The sequence below is a fragment of the Streptomyces sp. NPDC050263 genome, from assembly GCF_040655955.1.
Lineage (GTDB): Bacteria > Actinomycetota > Actinomycetes > Streptomycetales > Streptomycetaceae > Streptomyces.
Window position 1 is genome coordinate 1 of record NZ_JBFAKW010000089.1, and the last position, 18,024, is coordinate 18,024.

The following is an 18,024-nucleotide window of genomic DNA, read 5'->3' on the forward strand; positions in this document are numbered from 1 at the left end:
TGCCGTTGCGAGGGTGTCCAGGTCGGTCGTCACACATCGACACTGGACGCCCTCGTCCTATGTCCGCAGGACATCCCTTGGACTCATTCATCTAGTCGCGGGCCGCGGTCAGGTGCTGCGCGTGTTCCTGGAGCGAGCGGACGCCCACGTCACCGTGGTTGAGGGCGTCGATGCCCTGGACGGCGGCGGCGAGCGCCTGGACCGTCGTCAGGCAGGGCACGGACCGTGCCACGGCCGCCGTACGGATCTCGTAGCCGTCGAGGCGGCCGCCGGTGCCGTACGGGGTGTTGACGATGAGGTCGACCTCACCGTCGTGGATGCACTGGACGATGGTCTTCTCGCCGTTCGGGCCGGCGCCCTCGGACTGCTTGCGCACGACCGTCGCGTTGATGCCGTTGCGCTTGAGGACCTCGGCGGTGCCGGAGGTGGCGAGCAGCTCGAAGCCGTGCGCGACCAGCTCGCGCGCCGGGAAGATCATCGAGCGCTTGTCGCGGTTGGCGACCGAGATGAACGCCCGCCCCTTGGTGGGCAGCGGGCCGTACGCGCCCGCCTGCGACTTGGCGTACGCCGTGCCGAAGACGGAGTCAATGCCCATGACCTCGCCGGTGGAGCGCATCTCCGGGCCGAGGACCGTGTCGACGCCGCGCCCGGAGGTGTCCCGGAAGCGGGTCCAGGGCATCACGGCCTCCTTGACGGAGATCGGCGCGTCCAGCGGCAGCTCGCCGCCGTCGCCGGTGGCCGGGAGCAGGCCTTCGGCGCGCAGTTCGGCGACGGTCGCGCCCAGCGAGATCCGCGCGGCGGCCTTCGCCAGCGGCACCGCGGTCGCCTTCGAGGTGAAGGGGACCGTGCGGGACGCGCGCGGGTTGGCCTCCAGGACATAGAGGATGTCGCCGGCCATCGCGAACTGGATGTTGATCAGGCCGCGCACGCCGACGCCCTTGGCGATCGCCTCGGTGGAGGCCCGCAGCCGCTTGATGTCGAAGCCGCCGAGGGTGATCGGGGGCAGGGCGCACGCCGAGTCGCCGGAGTGGATGCCGGCCTCCTCGATGTGCTCCATGACACCGCCGAGGTACAGCTCCTCGCCGTCGTAGAGCGCGTCGACGTCGATCTCGATGGCGTCGTCGAGGAAGCGGTCGACGAGCACCGGCCGGGTGGGGCTGATCTCGGTCGACTCGGCGATGTAGGACGACAGCCGGGTCTCGTCGTAGACGATCTCCATGCCGCGGCCGCCGAGCACGTACGAGGGCCGCACCAGGACCGGGTAGCCGATCTCGTCGGCGATGGCCTTGGCCCCGGCGAAGGTGGTGGCCGTGCCGTGCTTCGGGGCCGGCAGGCCCGCCTCGTCGAGCACCCGCCCGAACGCGCCCCGGTCCTCGGCCGCGTGGATGGCCTCCGGAGGCGTGCCGACGATCGGCACGCCGTTGTCCTTGAGCGCCTGCGCCAGGCCCAGCGGGGTCTGGCCGCCGAGCTGGACGATCACGCCCGCGATCGGACCGGCCTGCGCCTCGGCGTACACGATCTCCAGCACGTCCTCCAGCGTCAGCGGCTCGAAGTACAGGCGGTCGGAGGTGTCGTAGTCGGTGGAGACGGTCTCCGGATTGCAGTTGACCATCACGGTCTCGTACCCGGCGTCGGACAGCGCGAAGGAGGCGTGGACGCAGGAGTAGTCGAACTCGATGCCCTGGCCGATGCGGTTGGGGCCGGAGCCCAGGATGATCACCGCGGGCTTCTCGCGGGGCGCGACCTCGCTCTCCTCGTCGTAGGAGGAGTAGAAGTACGGCGTCTTCGCGGCGAACTCGGCGGCACAGGTGTCGACGGTCTTGTAGACCGGGCGGACGCCCAGCGCGTGCCGGACCTCACGGACGACGTCCTCGCGCAGGCCGCGGATCTCGGCGATCTGCTGGTCGGAGAAGCCGTGCCGCTTGGCCTCGGCGAGCAGCTCGGTGTCCAGGCGGTCGGCGGCGGCCAGGTCGTCGGCGGTCTCCTTGATGAGGAAGAGCTGGTCGACGAACCAGGGGTCGATCTTCGTGTGCTCGAAGACCTCCTCGGGCGTGGCGCCCGCGCGGATGGCCTGCATGACGGTGTTGATCCGGCCGTCGGTCGGGCGGACCGACTCGCGCAGCAGCTCGGCCTTGTCGCCGGGGTCGCCGACGAAGGTGAACTGGCTGCCCTTCTTCTCCAGCGAGCGCAGCGCCTTCTGGAAGGCCTCGGTGAAGTTGCGGCCGATGGCCATGGCCTCGCCGACCGACTTCATGGTCGTCGTCAGCGTGGAGTCGGCGCTCGGGAACTTCTCGAAGGCGAACCGCGGGGCCTTCACGACCACGTAGTCGAGGGTCGGCTCGAAGGAGGCCGGGGTCTCCAGCGTGATGTCGTTCGGGATCTCGTCGAGGGTGTAGCCGACGGCGAGCTTGGCGGCGATCTTGGCGATCGGGAAGCCGGTGGCCTTGGAGGCGAGGGCCGAGGACCGCGACACGCGCGGGTTCATCTCGATGACGATGACCCGGCCGTCCTCGGGGTTCACCGCGAACTGGATGTTGCAGCCGCCGGTGTCCACGCCGACCTCGCGGATCACGGCGATGCCGATGTCGCGCAGGATCTGGTACTCGCGGTCGGTGAGCGTCATCGCGGGCGCGACGGTGATCGAGTCGCCGGTGTGCACGCCCATGGGGTCGAAGTTCTCGATGGAGCAGACGACCACGACGTTGTCGTGCTTGTCGCGCATCAGCTCCAGCTCGTACTCCTTCCAGCCGAGGATGGACTCCTCCAGGAGCACCTCGGTGGTCGGCGACAGCGTGAGACCCTGCCCGGCGATACGGCGCAGCTCCTCCTCGTCGTGGGCGAAGCCGGAGCCGGCGCCGCCCATGGTGAAGGAGGGGCGGACGACGACCGGGTAGCCGCCGAGCGTGTCGACGCCCGCGACGACCTCGTCCATGGTGTGACAGATCACGGACCGGGCGGACTCGCCGTGCCCGATCTCGGCGCGGACGGCCTCGACGACGCCCTTGAAGAGGTCGCGGTCCTCGCCCTTGTTGATGGCCTCGACGTTGGCGCCGATCAGTTCGACGCCGTACTTCTCCAGGACGCCGTTCTCGGCGAGCGAGATCGCCGTGTTGAGGGCCGTCTGACCGCCCAGGGTGGGCAGCAGGGTGTCCGGACGCTCCTTGGCGATGATCTTCTCGACGAACTCCGGGGTGATCGGCTCGACGTAGGTGGCGTCGGCGATCTCCGGGTCGGTCATGATCGTCGCCGGGTTGGAGTTGACCAGGATCACCCGCAGGCCCTCGGCGCGCAGGATGCGGCACGCCTGGGTGCCGGAGTAGTCGAACTCGGCGGCCTGGCCGATGACGATCGGGCCGGAGCCGATGACCAGGACGGACTGGATATCGGTGCGCTTAGGCACGCTGGCCCTCCATCAGGGATACGAAGCGGTCGAACAGGTAGGCGGCGTCGTGCGGGCCCGCTGCCGCTTCGGGGTGGTACTGGACGGAGAAGGCCGGCTGGTCGAGCAGCTGCAGCCCCTCCACGACGTCGTCGTTGAGGCAGACATGGGAGACCTCGGCGCGGCCGAAGGGCGTCTCGCTGACCTTGTCGAGCGGCGCGTCCACGGCGAAGCCGTGGTTGTGCGCGGTGACCTCGACCTTGCCGGTCGTGCGGTCCTGCACGGGCTGGTTGATGCCCCGGTGGCCGTACTTCAGCTTGTAGGTGCCGAAGCCGAGGGCGCGGCCGAGGATCTGGTTGCCGAAGCAGATGCCGAAGAGCGGCGTCTTCCGCTCCAGGACGGCGGTCATGAGGGCCACGGGGCCGTCGGCGGTGGCCGGGTCGCCGGGACCGTTGGAGAAGAAGACCCCGTCGGGGGCGACGGCGTACACGTCCTCCTCCGTCGCCGTGGCCGGGAGCACGTGCACCTCGATGCCGCGTTCGGCCATGCGCTGCGGGGTCATGCCCTTGATGCCGAGGTCGACGGCGGCCACGGTGAACCGCTTCTCGCCGACCGCCGGGACGACGTAGGCCTCCTTGGTGGAGACCTCCTCGTACAGGCTCAGGCCCTTCATCTGAGGCTGGGCCTGCACGCGCGCGACAAGCTCGGTCTCGGAGCCGATCGCCTCGCCGGAGAAGATGCCGGCGCGCATCGAGCCGCGCTCGCGCAGGTGGCGGGTGAGGGCGCGGGTGTCGATGCCGGAGATGCCGACGACGCTCTGCTCGACCAGCTCGTCGTCCAGGGAACGCTTGGCGCGCCAGTTGGACGGCACGCGCGAGGGGTCGCGCACGACGTAGCCGGAGACCCAGATGCGGCTGGACTCGTCGTCCTCGTCGTTCCAGCCGGTGTTGCCGATCTGCGGGGCGGTCGCGACCACGATCTGGCGGTCGTACGACGGGTCGGTCAGGGTCTCCTGGTAGCCGGTCATGCCGGTGGAGAACACCGCTTCGCCGAAGGTCTCCCCCACGGCCCCGTAGGCACGGCCGCGGAAGATCCGGCCGTCCTCCAGGACGAGTACGGCGGGAAGCACCTTTTTCTCAAAAGCGATTCCCCTGGTGGAGGTCGTCATCGTGCGCCTTCCGTTTCCGTCGGAGTTTCCGTTTTGTCGATCATGGAGTTGAGGGTGGCGACCCACTCGTTGTGCTCGGCCGCGTGGTCGGAGCGGAAGCCCGAGTCGAGCAGCTTGTCGCCGTGCGCCCAGGTCACCACCAGCAGTCCGCCCTCGGTGAGGACCTTGCCGGCGATGCCCTTGTCGAGCCGGGCCTCGCGCAGTGCGGCGACCGGCACGAAGAAGTCGGCCGCGCCGGGCCGTACGACGTCCAGTCCCGCGTCCGTCAGGGTGAGCTCGACCCGGCTGCGGGTGCCCAGGCCGTGCGCCACGATGCGGTCGAGCCACTGCCCGGCGGTGGTGGAGCCGTGGTAGCGGCCGCTCATGCTCAGTCTCACCGGGCCGAGGTCGTCCGGCGCGGTGGAGAGGTCGGGCAGGTCGCCCTGGAGCGTGCCGCGCCACTTCCAGCCCTCGCGCATCAACCAGTACACGAGCGCGACGAAGAGACCGAGACCGACCACCCAGCCGAGCCGGGCGGCCCAGTCGGTCACTTCGGCCGATTCCTTCTCGGCCGCGAGCAGTAGTGCTGCAGATGTCACGTGAGCTTCCCGTCGACGAGCGTGGCCTTGCCCCGGAGCCAGGTGTGCGTGACACGGCCCGGCAGCTCACGCCCCGCGTACGGGGTGTTCCGACTGCGCGAGGCGAAGCCCGCGGGGTCCACCGACCCACGGTATTCCGTGTCGACGAGCGTGAGGTTGGCGGGCTCACCTGCCGAGACGGGGCGTCCGTGGCCCCCGGCCTGTCCGATCCGGGCGGGCGTGAAGGACATGCGGTCGGCGACCCCGGCCCAGGTCAGCAGGCCCGTGTCCACCATCGTCTCCTGGACCACCGACAACGCGGTCTCCAGGCCGACCATGCCCATGGCGGCCGCGGCCCACTCGCAGTCCTTGTCCTCGTGCGGGTGCGGGGCGTGGTCGGTGGCGACGATGTCGATCGTGCCGTCGGCGAGCGCCTCGCGCAGCGCCAGCACGTCGCGCTCGGTGCGCAGCGGCGGGTTCACCTTGTAGACCGGGTTGTAGCTGCGCACCAGCTCGTCGGTGAGGAGCAGGTGGTGCGGGGTGACCTCGGCGGTGACGTCGATGCCGCGCGACTTGGCCCAGCGGACGATCTCGACCGAGCCGGCGGTGGAGAGGTGGCAGATGTGGACGCGGGAGCCGACGTGCTCGGCGAGCAGGACATCCCGGGCGATGATCGATTCTTCGGCCACCGCGGGCCAGCCCCCGAGCCCCAGCTCGGCGGAGACGACGCCCTCGTTCATCTGGGCGCCCTCGGTCAGCCGCGGCTCCTGGGCGTGCTGGGCGACGACCCCGCCGAAGGCCTTCACGTACTCCAGCGCGCGCCGCATGATCACGGCGTCGTCGACGCACTTGCCGTCGTCGGAGAAGACGGTGACGCCGGCGGCCGACTCGTGCATGGCGCCGAGCTCGGCGAGCTTGCGGCCCTCCAGGCCTACGGTGACCGCGCCGATGGGCTGCACATCGCAGTAGCCGTGCTCGCGGCCGAGGCGCCAGACCTGCTCGACCACGCCGGCGGTGTCGGCGACGGGGAAGGTGTTGGCCATGGCGAAGACGGCCGTGTATCCGCCGGAGGCGGCCGCGCGGGTACCCGTCAGCACGGTCTCGGAGTCCTCGCGGCCGGGCTCGCGCAGATGGGTGTGCAGGTCTACCAGGCCCGGCAGCAGCACCTTGCCGCCGGCCTCGACGACCTCGGCGCCCTCGGCGGACAGCCCCGCGCCCACGGCCTCGATGACGTCGGCGTCGATCAGGACGTCCTGCGGCTCGCCGCCCAGCACCTTCGCACCACGGATAAGGATCTTGCTCATGGGTTCTTACTTCTCCTCGGTGATGCCGGTGACGCCGGTGGTGGCGCGGGCGTGGCTGACAGCGGGCTCGTTGCCGCCCAGGAGCAGGTACAGGACGGCCATCCGGATGGACACGCCGTTGGCGACCTGCTCGACGACGGTGCAGCGCGGGGAGTCGGCGACCTCGGCGGTGATCTCCATGCCGCGGACCATCGGGCCGGGGTGCATCACGATGGCGTGCTCGGGCATCCGCGCCATCCGGTCGCCGTCCAGGCCGTAGCGCCGCGAGTACTCGCGCTCGGTCGGGAAGAACGCGGCGTTCATGCGCTCCCGCTGCACGCGCAGCATCATCACCGCGTCGGACTTGGGCAGCGTGCTGTCGAGGTCGTACGACACCTCGCAGGGCCAGGACTCGACGCCGACCGGGATCAGGGTGGGCGGGGCGACCAGGGTGACCTCGGCGCCGAGGGTGTGCAGCAGGTCGACGTTGGAGCGGGCGACCCGGCTGTGCAGGACGTCCCCGACGAGCGTGATGCGCTTGCCCGCGAGGTCCTGCCCGATCCCGGCGTCCCGGCCGACCAGGCGGCGGCGCATGGTGAAGGCGTCCAGCAGTGCCTGGGTGGGGTGCTGGTGGGTGCCGTCGCCGGCGTTGACGACGACCGCGTCGATCCAGCCGGAGGTGGCCAGGCGGTAGGGCGCGCCGGAGGCGCCGTGCCGGATGACGACCGCGTCGACGCCCATCGCCTCCAGCGTCTGCGCGGTGTCCTTCAGGGACTCGCCCTTGGACACCGACGAGCCCTTGGCGGTGAAGTTGATGACGTCCGCGGAGAGGCGCTTCTCTGCGGCCTCGAACGAGATACGCGTGCGCGTGGAGTCCTCGAAGAAGAGGTTGACGATCGTGCGGCCGCGCAGGGTCGGCAGCTTCTTGATGGGCCGGTCGGCGACCCGGGCCATCTCCTCGGCGGTGTCGAGGATCAGGACGGCGTCGTCGCGGGTGAGGTCGGCGGCCGAGATGAGATGACGCTGCATCTGTCAGGCTCCGTAAGGCAGTTCAGGATATCGGGGAGATTTCGGGCAGACGAGGGCGCGCCGGGACGGCGGGCGCGCGGCGTCCGCTACTGGGTCTGCTTCACACCGAGCAGCACGGTGTCGCGACCGTCCTCCTCGGCGAGCAGGACCTTGACCGTCTCCCGCAACGACGTGGGGAGGTTCTTGCCGACGTAGTCGGCGCGGATGGGCAGTTCCCGGTGGCCGCGGTCGACGAGGACCGCGAGCTGCACCGCGCGCGGGCGCCCGAGGTCGTTCAGGGCGTCGAGGGCGGCGCGGATGGTGCGGCCGGAGAAGAGCACGTCGTCGACGAGGACGACCAGCTTGCCGTCGAGGCCGTCACCGGGGATCTCGGTGCGGGCCAGCGCACGCGGCGGGTGCATGCGCAGGTCGTCGCGGTACATGGTGATGTCGAGGGAGCCGACGGGGATCTTGCGGTCGGTGATCTGCTCGAGTTTCTCGGCGAGCCGCCGGGCGAGGAAGACGCCGCGGGTCGGGATGCCGAGGAGCACCACGTCGTCGGCGCCCTTGGCGCGTTCGACGATCTCGTGGGCGATGCGCGTCAGCACGCGCGCGATGTCGGGGCCTTCGAGGACGGGCCGCGCATCGGTTTGCCGGGGATCCTGGTGGGTGTCCTGCTGAATGTCCTGCTTGTCCATATGAAACGGACCTCCTTCTCCGCCTCACGGGACGGACCTTAAAGGACGTCGGATTTGCGCCATCCACGGTAGCAGGCCGGGACGACACCCCTGATCACCCCCTTGGCGTAATCGGCCACCGTTACCACGGAAGCGTCGGTGTGGACCATTCGGCTTGACGCAGAAGAATCACGCTGCGTAACCTCACAGTGAGTTACCAGCACGCGGCTCCTGCCGCGTCGACCCAGTGCCGGGGAGCTATATGTCCAGCGAATACGCCAAACAGCTCGGGGCCAAGCTCCGAGCGATCCGCACCCAGCAGGGCCTTTCCCTCCACGGTGTCGAGGAGAAGTCCCAGGGACGCTGGAAGGCCGTCGTGGTCGGTTCGTACGAGCGCGGCGACCGCGCCGTGACCGTGCAGCGCCTGGCCGAGCTGGCGGATTTCTACGGCGTTCCCGTGCAGGAGCTGCTGCCGGGCACCACCCCGGGCGGCGCGGCCGAGCCCCCGCCGAAGCTGGTCCTCGACCTGGAGCGACTGGCCCATGTGCCGGTCGAGAAGGCGGGCCCGCTGCAGCGTTACGCGGCCACGATCCAGTCGCAGCGCGGTGACTACAACGGCAAGGTGCTGTCGATCCGCCAGGACGACCTGCGCACCCTCGCCGTCATCTACGACCAGTCGCCCTCGGTCCTGACCGAACAGCTGATCAGCTGGGGCGTCCTGGACGCGGACGCGCGTCGTGCCGTCTCCCACGAGGAGGGCTGAGCCTCTCGACGGCTCAGCAGGTCTCAGCAGAAACGTGCCGCCGGGGTGGCCGGAACTTGATGGTTCCGGCCACCCCTGCGGCGTTCTGCGGGCCTGTGGCACCTCAGGCGCACCAGGGGGCGCGGGAATGCCGAAGGGGCCCTCAGCGTGCTGCTGCGGGCCCCTTCTGTGATGGTCGTACCGGCTCCGGCTCGTACGACTCGCTGCCGGTTACGCCTCGTCCCGGCGCAGCGAGGGCTTGAGCTCCTTCAGCCGGCCGAGCAGGCCGTTGACGAACGAGGGCGACTCGTCCGTGGAGAACTCCTTCGCCAGCTGCACCATCTCGTCGAGGACGACCGCGTCCGGGGTCTCGTCGGCCCAGATCAGCTCGTAGGCGCCGAGCCGCAGGATGTTGCGGTCGACGACGGGCATCCGGTCCAGCGTCCAGCCGACCGAGTACTGGGAGATCAGCTCGTCGATCCGCCGCGCGTACTGCGCGTAGCCCTCGACCAGCTGCATCGTGTACTCGCTCACCGGCGGCTGCCGGGTGTCGGCCCGGGAGAGCCGGATCCAGTCCGCGAGGACCGTCAGGACATCGGCTCCGCGCTGGTCGCCCTCGAAGAGGATCTGGAAGGCGCGCTTGCGGGCCGTGTTGCGGGCAGCCACGGTTAGCTGTTCACCCGGCCGAGGTAGTCGCTGGTGCGGGTGTCGACCTTGATCTTCTCACCGGTGGTGATGAAGAGCGGGACCTGGATCTGGTGACCGGTCTCCAGGGTGGCGGGCTTGGTGCCACCGGTGGAGCGGTCGCCCTGCAGGCCCGGCTCGGTCTCCTGGACCACGAGCTCGACGGCCGCGGGCAGCTCGACGAAGAGCACCTCGCCCTCGTGCTGCGCGACCGTGGCGGTGAAGCCCTCGATCAGGAAGTTGGCGGCGTCGCCGACGGCCTTGCGGTCGACCATGAGCTGGTCGTAGGTCTCCATGTCCATGAAGACGAAGTACTCGCCGTCCATGTAGGAGAACTGCATGTCGCGCTTGTCGACAGTGGCCGTCTCGACCTTGACGCCGGCGTTGAACGTCTTGTCGACGACCTTGCCGGAAAGCACGTTCTTGAGCTTGGTACGCACGAATGCGGGGCCCTTGCCGGGCTTGACATGCTGGAACTCGACGACGGACCAGAGCTGGCCGCCTTCGAGCTTGAGCACCAGGCCGTTCTTGAGGTCGTTCGTGGAAGCCACGGTTGCGGAATCTCCTGGACTGACGTGGACGACCCCGGGGCACGCACCTGCCTAGAGGGCGAGCAGCTCCTTGGTCGTGATGGTGAGTAGCTCGGGTCCGCCGTCCGCCTCGGGGCGCACGACGAGCGTGTCATCGATCCGGACGCCGCCCCGGCCCGGGAGGTGTACCCCGGGTTCGACGGTGACCGGCACGCAAGCGTCCAGTTTACCCATGGCTGCGGGAGTCAACTGCGGGTCCTCTTCGATTTCGAGTCCGACACCGTGCCCGGTGAGTGCCAAAAGGCCCTCGGTGCGCCCCGCGGAGTCCAGGATCTGGCGGGCCGCGCGGTCCACGTCGCGGTAGGCGGCGCCGGGTGCCAGGGCCTCGCGTCCGGCCCGCTGAGCGGCGAATACGAGGTCGTACAGCTCGATCTGCCAGTCGGCGGGGGACGTCCCGATCACGAAGGTGCGGCCGATCTCGCAGCGGTAGCCGCGATAGGTCGCGCCCAGGCAGACCGAGAGGAAGTCGCCCTCCTCGACCCGCCGGTCGGTGGGCCGGTGCCCGCGCCGGCCGGAGTTCGGGCCGGCGGCGACGGACGTGGCGAAGGCGGGACCGTCGGCGCCGTGGTCGACGAGGCGCCGCTCCAGCTCCAGGGCCAGGTGCCGTTCCGTGCGGCCGACCAGGATGGACTCCAGCAGTTCGCCCAGCGCCTGGTCGGCGATCTCGGCGCCGATCCGCAGACAGGAGATCTCCTCCTCGTCCTTCACCACCCTCAGCTGTTCGACCGCGCCGCCCAGATCGGCCAGGCGCAGCCGGGCGGCGACCGAGCGGAGCTCACGGTGGCGGGCCACCGTGAGGTGATGTTCCTCGACGGCGAGACAGTCGCCGCCCTGCCCCATGAGGAGGCCGGCGGCCGCGACCGCCGGGTCGCCTCCGGCGCCGGGCAGGACGTGGACGCGCAGCGCGTCGTCCGGTCGCCCTTCGGAGGGGCGGTCCTCGGGCGGGACGGCGCAGACGAGGAGGTCCTCGCGCTTGCCCAGCAGCAGGACGGCGCCGCGCGGGGCCGCGCCCGCGAGGTACCTCACATTGGCGGGGCGGGAGATGAGCGCCGCGGTGCTGCCGGCCGCGTTACAGCGCTCCCGTAGACGGGTTCGGCGGGACGCGTAGACCTCTGACATGACACGAGCGTAGGAGCGGTGGCCGGATTGTGCTGGCTGGAAGGGTGCCGTTCGGGGGACGGAGCGGGGCGAACGGTGGTATGCGGTCCGCCGTCGGTGGGACCGGTCCCGTCCGTCACCACTTCGGAGGGCTGGCGATCGCCCTCGCCAGTACGTCGTCCAGCACCCTTGCCGTGGTCGGGACGTCCAGCTGGGAGTTGTCGATGATGGGGAGGCCCGAGCCGTACCAACCGGCCATGCGGCCGTGGATGCGGGCCACCTCCTCGTCGGTGAGGCGGCGGTTGCCGGAGCGTGCCGCGTTGCGCTCCAGGACGACCTCCAGGCCGGGGAGCAGGACGACGGGCAGCAGACCGGGGCCCACATGGCGTTTCCACCCGCCGAGGCCCACGGCCGGGCGGTCGGGGAAGATCGCGTCGTCCAGGATGCACGAGATGCCGTTGGCCAGGAAGTTGCGCGCGGCGAAGCCGCAGGTGCGGCGGGCCAGGCGGTACTGGGCCTCGGAGTGGTCGTTCCACCCGGACTGCGGGTCGGCGAACCCCGAGCGGACCCATTCGCGTACGTCGTCGAGGCTGACGTGGGCGGTGGGCACCCGGCGGTGGTCGGCCCAGAACTTGGCGACGCTGGTCTTGCCGGCGCCCGCGGGGCCGATCAGCAGGACCGCGAGCGTGGTGGCCGCCGGGTCGGGGACGGTCGGGGCGGGCGGCGCGCTGGGCATCGGGACCGGGCCGCCGGGCGGCAGCGGGACGTGCCCGGTGGCGTCGGCGCCCTGCGGGACGGGGGCGTGCCCGGGCGCGGGCGGCGGCGGCACGGGCGGGACCGGCGGCTGGGGCGCGGGCGGGAGCGGGCCCGAGGGAGCCCCCAGGTATCCCGGCTGGTGCGGACCCGGGTGATGTGCGGCCGGCGACCAGCCGACGGCCGGACCGTGCCCCGGCTGATGGGGCGGCGGCAGCGGAGAACCCACTGCGTGCTGCATCCGGTGCCACTCCGTCTCGTACAGGCAATTGGCGCTGGCTGTAGGGGTGCGGACCCCGTCTTCGCTACTGAACGGTACCGCCCCCGGCCGTCGTTTGGTGAACGGCCGGGGGCGGTCCGAAGTGCCCGGTGTGGAAAGCGAATCGGGCGGAAGGGGAGCGGCCGGACTTACCCGGCCGTTCTCGCGGCTCTGCTCGCCCCGCGACCCCGGTCCTACTCGCCCACCTCGCCGTACGCGGCGAGCAGCACGGCCGGGTCGGGACCTTCGAGGACGGTCGGCTTGGCCAGGCCGTCCAGGACGATGAAGCGCAGCAGGTCGCCACGGGACTTCTTGTCGACCTTCATGTTCTCCAGCAGCTTGGGCCACTGGTCGTACCGGTAGTGCAGCGGCAGCCCCACGGCCTCGAGGACCGCGCGGTGACGGTCCGCCGTGGCGTCGTCCAACCGGCCCGCCAGACGGCCCAGTTCGGCCGCGAAGTGCATACCCACCGAGACGGCCGCGCCGTGCCGCCACTTGTAGCGCTCGTTCTTCTCGATGGCGTGCGCCAGCGTGTGACCGTAGTTGAGGATCTCCCGCAGGCCCGACTCCTTCAGGTCGGAGGACACGACGTCCGCCTTCACCCTGATGGAGCGTTCGATGAGCTCGGCCGTGTGCGGGCCCGTCGGGGTGCGGGCGGCCTCGGGGTCGGACTCGATGAGCTCGAGGATCACCGGGTCGGCGATGAAACCGGCCTTGATGATCTCGGCGAGCCCGGAGACGTAGTCGTTGACCGGGAGGGAGTCCAGCGCGGCCAGATCGCACAGCACCCCGGCCGGCGGGTGGAAGGAGCCGACGAGGTTCTTGCCCTCGGCCGTGTTGATGCCGGTCTTGCCGCCGACGGCCGCGTCCACCATGGCGAGCACGGTGGTCGGGACGGCGATCCAGCGCACCCCGCGCAGCCAGGTCGCCGCGACGAACCCGGCGAGGTCGGTGGTCGAGCCGCCGCCGACGCCCACCACGACGTCGGTGCGGGTGAACCCGGACTGGCCGAGCGCCTTCCAGCAGTAGGCGGCGACCTCGGCGGTCTTGGCCTCCTCCGCGTTGGGCACCTGGATGGCGACCGCCTCGTAGCCCTGCTCGGCCAGGTCGGCGCGCAGCGCGTCCCCGGTCTCGGCGAGCGCCTCGGGGTGGATCACGGCGACCCGCTTGGCCCGGTCGCCGATCAGCCCGCCGAGTTCACTCAGCAGCCGACGTCCGACCAGGACCTCGTACGGCTCGGATCCCGCGCTGCCGCCGACCCGGATCCGCGTCACGGACTCGCTGCTCATGCTTCCTTCAACTCCAAAGCGTCCAGGGCGACTTGGGCGACCACTTCGGCCGTACGGCCGTCCGTCGGCACCACGGCCGTGGCGACTTGCTCGTACAGGTGGCGGCGGGCCTCCATCAGCTCGCGCCACTGCTTGCGCGGATTGACGGCGAGCAGCGGGCGGGCCGCGTTCAGGCCGGTGCGCCGCACAGCCTCCTCGACGTCCATGGTCAGGTAGACCACGCGCTGTCCGGCCAGCAGGCCGCGCGTGTCCGCGTCCAGGATCGAGCCGCCGCCGAGCGCCAGAACACCGTCGTGCTCGGCGAGCGCGCGATGCACGGCCTGCTTCTCGAGCGCGCGGAAGGCTTCCTCGCCGTCGTCGACGAAGATCTCCGCGATGCTGCGGCCCTGCTCGACGACGATGTCGTCGTCCGTGTCCCGGTAGCCGACGCCGAGCCGCTCGGCCAGCAGACCGCCGACGGTGGACTTGCCGACGCCCATCGGGCCGACCAGGACGACCAGCGGCCCGCTCATCGGATGCTCAGGTTGTCGAGGTACGAGCGCACGTTGCGGTGGGTCTCGGGGACGCTGTCGCCGCCGAACTTCTCCGCCACGGCGTCCGCCAGCACCAGCGCGACCATCGCCTCGGCGACGATCCCGGCGGCCGGGACCGCGCACACGTCGGAGCGCTGGTGGTGCGCCTGGGTGGCCTCGCCCGTGACGACGTCCACCGTCCGCAGGGCGCGCGGCACGGTCGCGATCGGCTTCATGGCCGCCCGCACGCGCAGCAGCTCGCCCGTGGTCAGACCGCCCTCGGTGCCGCCGGAGCGACCGCTCGTGCGCCTGATGCCCTCGGGCGTGGTGACGATCTCGTCGTGCGCCTTCGAACCGGGCACGCGCGCGAGGTCGAAGCCGTCTCCGACCTCGACGCCCTTGATCGCCTGGATGCCCATCAGAGCGGCGGCGAGGCGGGCGTCCAGTCGGCGGTCCCAGTGCACGTGCGAGCCGAGGCCGACCGGGACGCCGTACGCGAGGACCTCGACGACGCCGCCGAGGGTGTCGCCGTCCTTGTGGGCCTGGTCGATCTCCGCGACCATCGCCTTCGACGCGTCCGCGTCCAGGCAGCGCACCGGGTCCTCGTCCAGCTTCTCGACGTCGGCGGGGGTGGGGTAGACGCCGTAGGGCGCCTTGGCGGCGGCCAGCTCCACCACATGGGAGACGATCTCGATGCCGGCCGTCTCCTTCAGGTACGACCGGGCGACCGCGCCCAGCGCCACCCGGGCGGCCGTCTCACGCGCGGAGGCGCGCTCCAGCACGGGCCGTGCCTCGTCGAAGCCGTACTTCTGCATCCCGGCGAGGTCGGCGTGGCCGGGGCGCGGGCGGGTCAGCGGAGCGTTGCGGGCGAGGCCCGCGAGGATCTCCGGGTCGACCGGGTCGGCCGCCATGACCTGTTCCCACTTCGGCCACTCCGTGTTGCCCACCATGACCGCCACCGGCGAACCCATGGTGAGGCCGTGCCGGACGCCGCCGAGGAAGGTGACCTCGTCGCGTTCGAACTTCATGCGCGCACCGCGCCCGTAACCGAGCCGCCGTCGCGCCAGGTGGTCGGCCACCATCTCCGTGGTGATCGGCACGCCGGCGGGAAGGCCCTCCAGCGTCGCGACGAGTGCGGGACCGTGTGACTCCCCCGCGGTCAGCCAACGCAGCCTGCTCAACGATGCTCCTCAGTGCTCGCGCCCCGTATGCCCTGCCGCACGCGCGTCCTCGCGTACGTCGTCGGCGTGACCTGGTGCGCGGCCCTGGCCCGCCGCCTCCGATCCTCCCACGTCCCGGCTCCGGAACCGGTCGCCGGTCCATCAACCGGACGGCGGGAACCTGAAAGCACCGCCCGGCGGGGCACTCTTGCGGTCCGCCGCGATCACGGGTTCCCGTGGGTGCGGCGGGAGGCGAGGGCGTGCTCGCCGGCCTTGCGCATGGCCTCCACCGGGGCCGGGACGCGTCCGGTCATCTGTTCGACCTGGAGCACGGCCTGGTGCACGAGCAGGTCGAGTCCGCCGACGACGGCGCCGCCGAACATGGACCAGCGGGCGGCCAGCTCGGTCGGCCAGGGGTCGTAGAGCACGTCGAAGAGGGTGGCGGGGCGTTCCGGCACCGCTGCGGCGAGGGCGTCGGTGGCTCCGGCCGGGGTGGTCGCGACGACCAGCGGGAAGCGCAGGGCGTCGGCGGCGTCCGCCCAGTCCCCGATCCGGACCTCGACGTCGAGCCGCTCGCCCCACTGCCGCATCTCGGCGGCCCGGTCCGCGCTGCGCACAAAGGCGACGATCTCGCCGGTGCAGATCCTGGACAGGGCGGCCAGCGCCGAGGACGCGGTGGCGCCCGCGCCGAGGATCGCGGCCGAGTCGACCTGTTCGATCCCGCGCTCGCGCAGGGCGGCGACCATGCCGGGGATGTCGGTGTTGTCGCCGAGCCGCCGGCCGTCCTCGGTGCGGACGACGGTGTTGACGGCCTCGACGGAGGCCGCCGTCTCGCTGATCTCGTCGAGCAGCGGGATCACGGCGCGCTTCAGCGGCATGGTCAGCGAGAGACCGGCCCACTCGGGGCCGAGCCCGTCGACGAAGGCGGGCAGGGCCGCCTCGTCGACGTCGAAACGGTCGTACGTCCAGCCGGTGAGCTCCAGCGCGTCGTACGCGGCGCGGTGCAGCGCCGGCGAGAGGGAGTGGGCGATGGGGCTGCCCAGTACCGCGGCCCGGCGAGCGTCAGTTGCCCGTGCTCTCATCGAACTTGTCCTTGAGTTTCAGGAATTCCTCGTGCGTCCTGGCGAATTCGGTCTTGCTCACGCCGTCGGTCGCCACGAAGTAGTACCAGCCGTCGTCGGTCGGATCCAGCGAAGCCTTGATCGCCACGTCGCCGGGGTTTCCGATCGGGCCGGGCGGCAGGCCCTTGTTGGTGTAGGTGTTGTACGGGTCCTTGTCCTTGTTGATCTCCGACTCGCTGATGTCGATGTTGCTCTCGTTCTTCGCGTAATTGAAGGTCGAGTCGAACTGCAGGAAGCCGTATGTCTGGGGGTTCCCGCGATCGAGGCGGTTGTAGATCACCTCGGCCATCTTGCGGTAGTCGTCACTGGTCTTGCCCTCCGCCTGGACGAGGCTGGCGACCGTGATGACCTGCAACGGAGTGTCCAGTTTGAGCGCCTTGGCCTTGGCCTCCAGGTCGTACTTGGAGTACGCGTCGTTGGCGCGGGCGACCATGGACTTGAGGACCGCCTCCGGCTTCATGCCCTTGGCCGCGCCGTAGGTGCCCGGCAGCAGGAAGCCTTCCAGCGGGTCCTTGATGTCCTCGTTGTCGTTCGCCCACTTGGGCAGTCCGAGCGTCTTGAACTGGCTTGTCGCGACTTTTCTGGTGCTACCGGCGGAAAGCCCGAGTTTTGTGTCGATGGCCTTGTAGACGGCGATATTGCGCTGTCCGGGCGTGACCATCACATTGGCCTGGCTCTTCGGGTCGAGCATCATCGCGACGGCGCTCTTCGCGGACATCTCCTTCTTCAGGATGTACGCGCCCGCCTGGATGCCGTCCGCCTGGGAATTGCTCGTGAACGCGGAGACGAACGCGTCCACGCTCTTCACGACGCCGGCGTCCTTCAGCAGACGGCCGATGGCGGCGCCGCCGGAGCCCTTGGGAACCTCCACGCTCACGGACTCGGCTGTGCCGTCGCCCGCGTAGTCCGGAGCCGCGCCGTAACGATTCTGGTAGAAGTCGTAGCCGAAGTAGCCGACGCCCGCGATGCCCCCGCCGAACACCAGCACGACGACCAGACAGGCACAGCCGCTGCGACTCTTCTTGCTCTTCGTGCTCTTGGCGCCTTTGCCGCCCCGGCCCCGCCGGCCCCCGGGCTCCGCCTCGTCGTCGTCCTCGTCGTCCTCGGCACCGCCGCCCGCGAAGAAGGCGTGCTCGCCCTCGTCGGGACCGGGATCCCAGTCGGGTTTCTCCTCCGGGCCGGGATCCGGCACGGGCTCCGGTTCGGGCTCGGTACGCCGCCGGGCGGGCGGCTCCGGAGGCGGATAGGCGTCCGGGGTGCCGTAGAAGTCGGGCTGCTGCGCGCCGTAGGCCGCGGCCTGCTGGCCGTAGGGGTCGCCGGGGTCGGCCGCGTACGGGACGTGGGCATGGGTGCCCGTGCCGTCCCAGCCGCCCTCCTGGTAACCCTCGTGGTAGGCCTGCTGGTTGGGAGGGACGTACTGCTGCTGGTCGTAGCCCTGGTACTGCGGGTCGTACTGCTGCTGCTCGTACTGCTGCTGGCCGTACTGCTGCTGGTCGTGCTGCTGCTGGTCGTGCTGCTGCGCCTGTCCGTGGCCCCAGTCGCCGTACTCCGACTGCTGAGGCTGCTGCTGCGGGTAGTGGTGCTGCTGCTGGCCGCCGTAGGCAGGCTGATGACCCGTGTGGGCCTGCTGCCCTTCCCATCCGCCATCCCCGAACAACGGGTCCTCCGGATGCCACGGTTCGGAGCCCGGGCCCCGGCCATACTCAGTCATCGATCCCCTAGAGCCGCGAGGCGGCGATCACAC

16 protein-coding genes are annotated in these 18,024 nt (G+C 70.7%); 1 reads left to right on the forward strand and 15 read right to left on the reverse strand.

Features of this window, described 5'->3' with window-relative positions:
- Nucleotides 1-91 precede the first annotated feature (91 nt).
- The 6 genes from carB to pyrR all read right to left on the reverse strand — a co-directional run bounded on the left by carB (nucleotide 92) and on the right by pyrR (nucleotide 8,093).
- Nucleotides 92-3,400: a carbamoyl-phosphate synthase large subunit gene (gene carB / locus AB0J04_RS31270; protein WP_363171956.1), complete on the reverse strand. Its 3,309-nt coding sequence runs from the start codon at nucleotides 3,398-3,400 to the stop codon at nucleotides 92-94.
- Entirely contained in the window at nucleotides 3,393-4,547 is a 1,155-nt protein-coding gene (gene carA / locus AB0J04_RS31275; protein WP_363171957.1) for a glutamine-hydrolyzing carbamoyl-phosphate synthase small subunit, read from the reverse strand. Before carA ends, carB begins: the two co-directional genes overlap by 8 nt.
- Entirely contained in the window at nucleotides 4,544-5,125 is a 582-nt protein-coding gene (locus AB0J04_RS31280) for a hypothetical protein (protein WP_363171958.1), read from the reverse strand. Before AB0J04_RS31280 ends, carA begins: the two co-directional genes overlap by 4 nt.
- Entirely contained in the window at nucleotides 5,122-6,408 is a 1,287-nt protein-coding gene (locus tag AB0J04_RS31285) for a dihydroorotase (protein ID WP_363171959.1), read from the reverse strand. The genes AB0J04_RS31280 and AB0J04_RS31285 overlap by 4 nt, the downstream gene beginning before the upstream one ends.
- 6 nt (nucleotides 6,409-6,414) lie before the next feature.
- The gene (locus AB0J04_RS31290; RefSeq protein WP_363171960.1) at nucleotides 6,415-7,416 is read right to left on the reverse strand and encodes an aspartate carbamoyltransferase catalytic subunit; all 1,002 of its coding nucleotides are present in this window, start codon (nucleotides 7,414-7,416) and stop codon (nucleotides 6,415-6,417) included.
- Nucleotides 7,417-7,502: 86 nt separating this feature from the next.
- Nucleotides 7,503-8,093, reverse strand: coding sequence for a bifunctional pyr operon transcriptional regulator/uracil phosphoribosyltransferase PyrR (gene pyrR / locus AB0J04_RS31295; protein WP_363171961.1), 591 nt, complete (start codon nucleotides 8,091-8,093; stop codon nucleotides 7,503-7,505).
- A gap of 241 nt (nucleotides 8,094-8,334) precedes the next feature.
- Between pyrR and bldD the strand changes: the two genes are divergently transcribed.
- Complete coding sequence (bldD, locus tag AB0J04_RS31300) at nucleotides 8,335-8,835, forward strand: transcriptional regulator BldD (protein WP_020128858.1); 501 nt, start codon at nucleotides 8,335-8,337, stop codon at nucleotides 8,833-8,835.
- Between the two features lie 210 nt (nucleotides 8,836-9,045).
- Here the strand turns inward: bldD and nusB are convergent, their stop codons facing one another.
- The 9 genes from nusB to mltG form a co-directional block, all read right to left on the reverse strand.
- On the reverse strand, nucleotides 9,046-9,480 hold the full coding sequence (nusB, locus tag AB0J04_RS31305; protein ID WP_363171962.1) for a transcription antitermination factor NusB: 435 nt from the start codon (nucleotides 9,478-9,480) through the stop codon (nucleotides 9,046-9,048).
- Between the two features lie 2 nt (nucleotides 9,481-9,482).
- A complete protein-coding gene (gene efp, locus AB0J04_RS31310) occupies nucleotides 9,483-10,049 on the reverse strand; it encodes an elongation factor P (RefSeq protein ID WP_020117452.1) in 567 nt (188 codons plus the stop codon).
- A gap of 51 nt (nucleotides 10,050-10,100) precedes the next feature.
- Nucleotides 10,101-11,207 (reverse strand): aminopeptidase P family protein, encoded by a 1,107-nt coding sequence (locus tag AB0J04_RS31315; RefSeq protein WP_363171963.1) that lies wholly within the window; start codon nucleotides 11,205-11,207, stop codon nucleotides 10,101-10,103.
- A 115-nt stretch (nucleotides 11,208-11,322) separates the two neighbouring features.
- Entirely contained in the window at nucleotides 11,323-12,180 is an 858-nt protein-coding gene (locus AB0J04_RS31320; RefSeq protein WP_363171964.1) for a Pro-rich N-terminal domain-containing protein, read from the reverse strand.
- A gap of 212 nt (nucleotides 12,181-12,392) precedes the next feature.
- A complete protein-coding gene (aroB, locus tag AB0J04_RS31325) occupies nucleotides 12,393-13,487 on the reverse strand; it encodes a 3-dehydroquinate synthase (RefSeq protein ID WP_363171965.1) in 1,095 nt (364 codons plus the stop codon).
- Nucleotides 13,484-13,999 (reverse strand): shikimate kinase, encoded by a 516-nt coding sequence (locus AB0J04_RS31330; protein ID WP_363171966.1) that lies wholly within the window; start codon nucleotides 13,997-13,999, stop codon nucleotides 13,484-13,486. The genes aroB and AB0J04_RS31330 overlap by 4 nt, the downstream gene beginning before the upstream one ends.
- The gene (gene aroC, locus AB0J04_RS31335) at nucleotides 13,996-15,180 is read right to left on the reverse strand and encodes a chorismate synthase (protein WP_363171967.1); all 1,185 of its coding nucleotides are present in this window, start codon (nucleotides 15,178-15,180) and stop codon (nucleotides 13,996-13,998) included. The genes AB0J04_RS31330 and aroC overlap by 4 nt, the downstream gene beginning before the upstream one ends.
- 203 nt (nucleotides 15,181-15,383) lie before the next feature.
- Complete coding sequence (locus tag AB0J04_RS31340; RefSeq protein WP_363171968.1) at nucleotides 15,384-16,241, reverse strand: shikimate dehydrogenase; 858 nt, start codon at nucleotides 16,239-16,241, stop codon at nucleotides 15,384-15,386.
- Nucleotides 16,222-17,991, reverse strand: coding sequence for an endolytic transglycosylase MltG (gene mltG, locus AB0J04_RS31345; protein WP_363171969.1), 1,770 nt, complete (start codon nucleotides 17,989-17,991; stop codon nucleotides 16,222-16,224). Before mltG ends, AB0J04_RS31340 begins: the two co-directional genes overlap by 20 nt.
- Nucleotides 17,992-18,024: the final 33 nt, after the last annotated feature.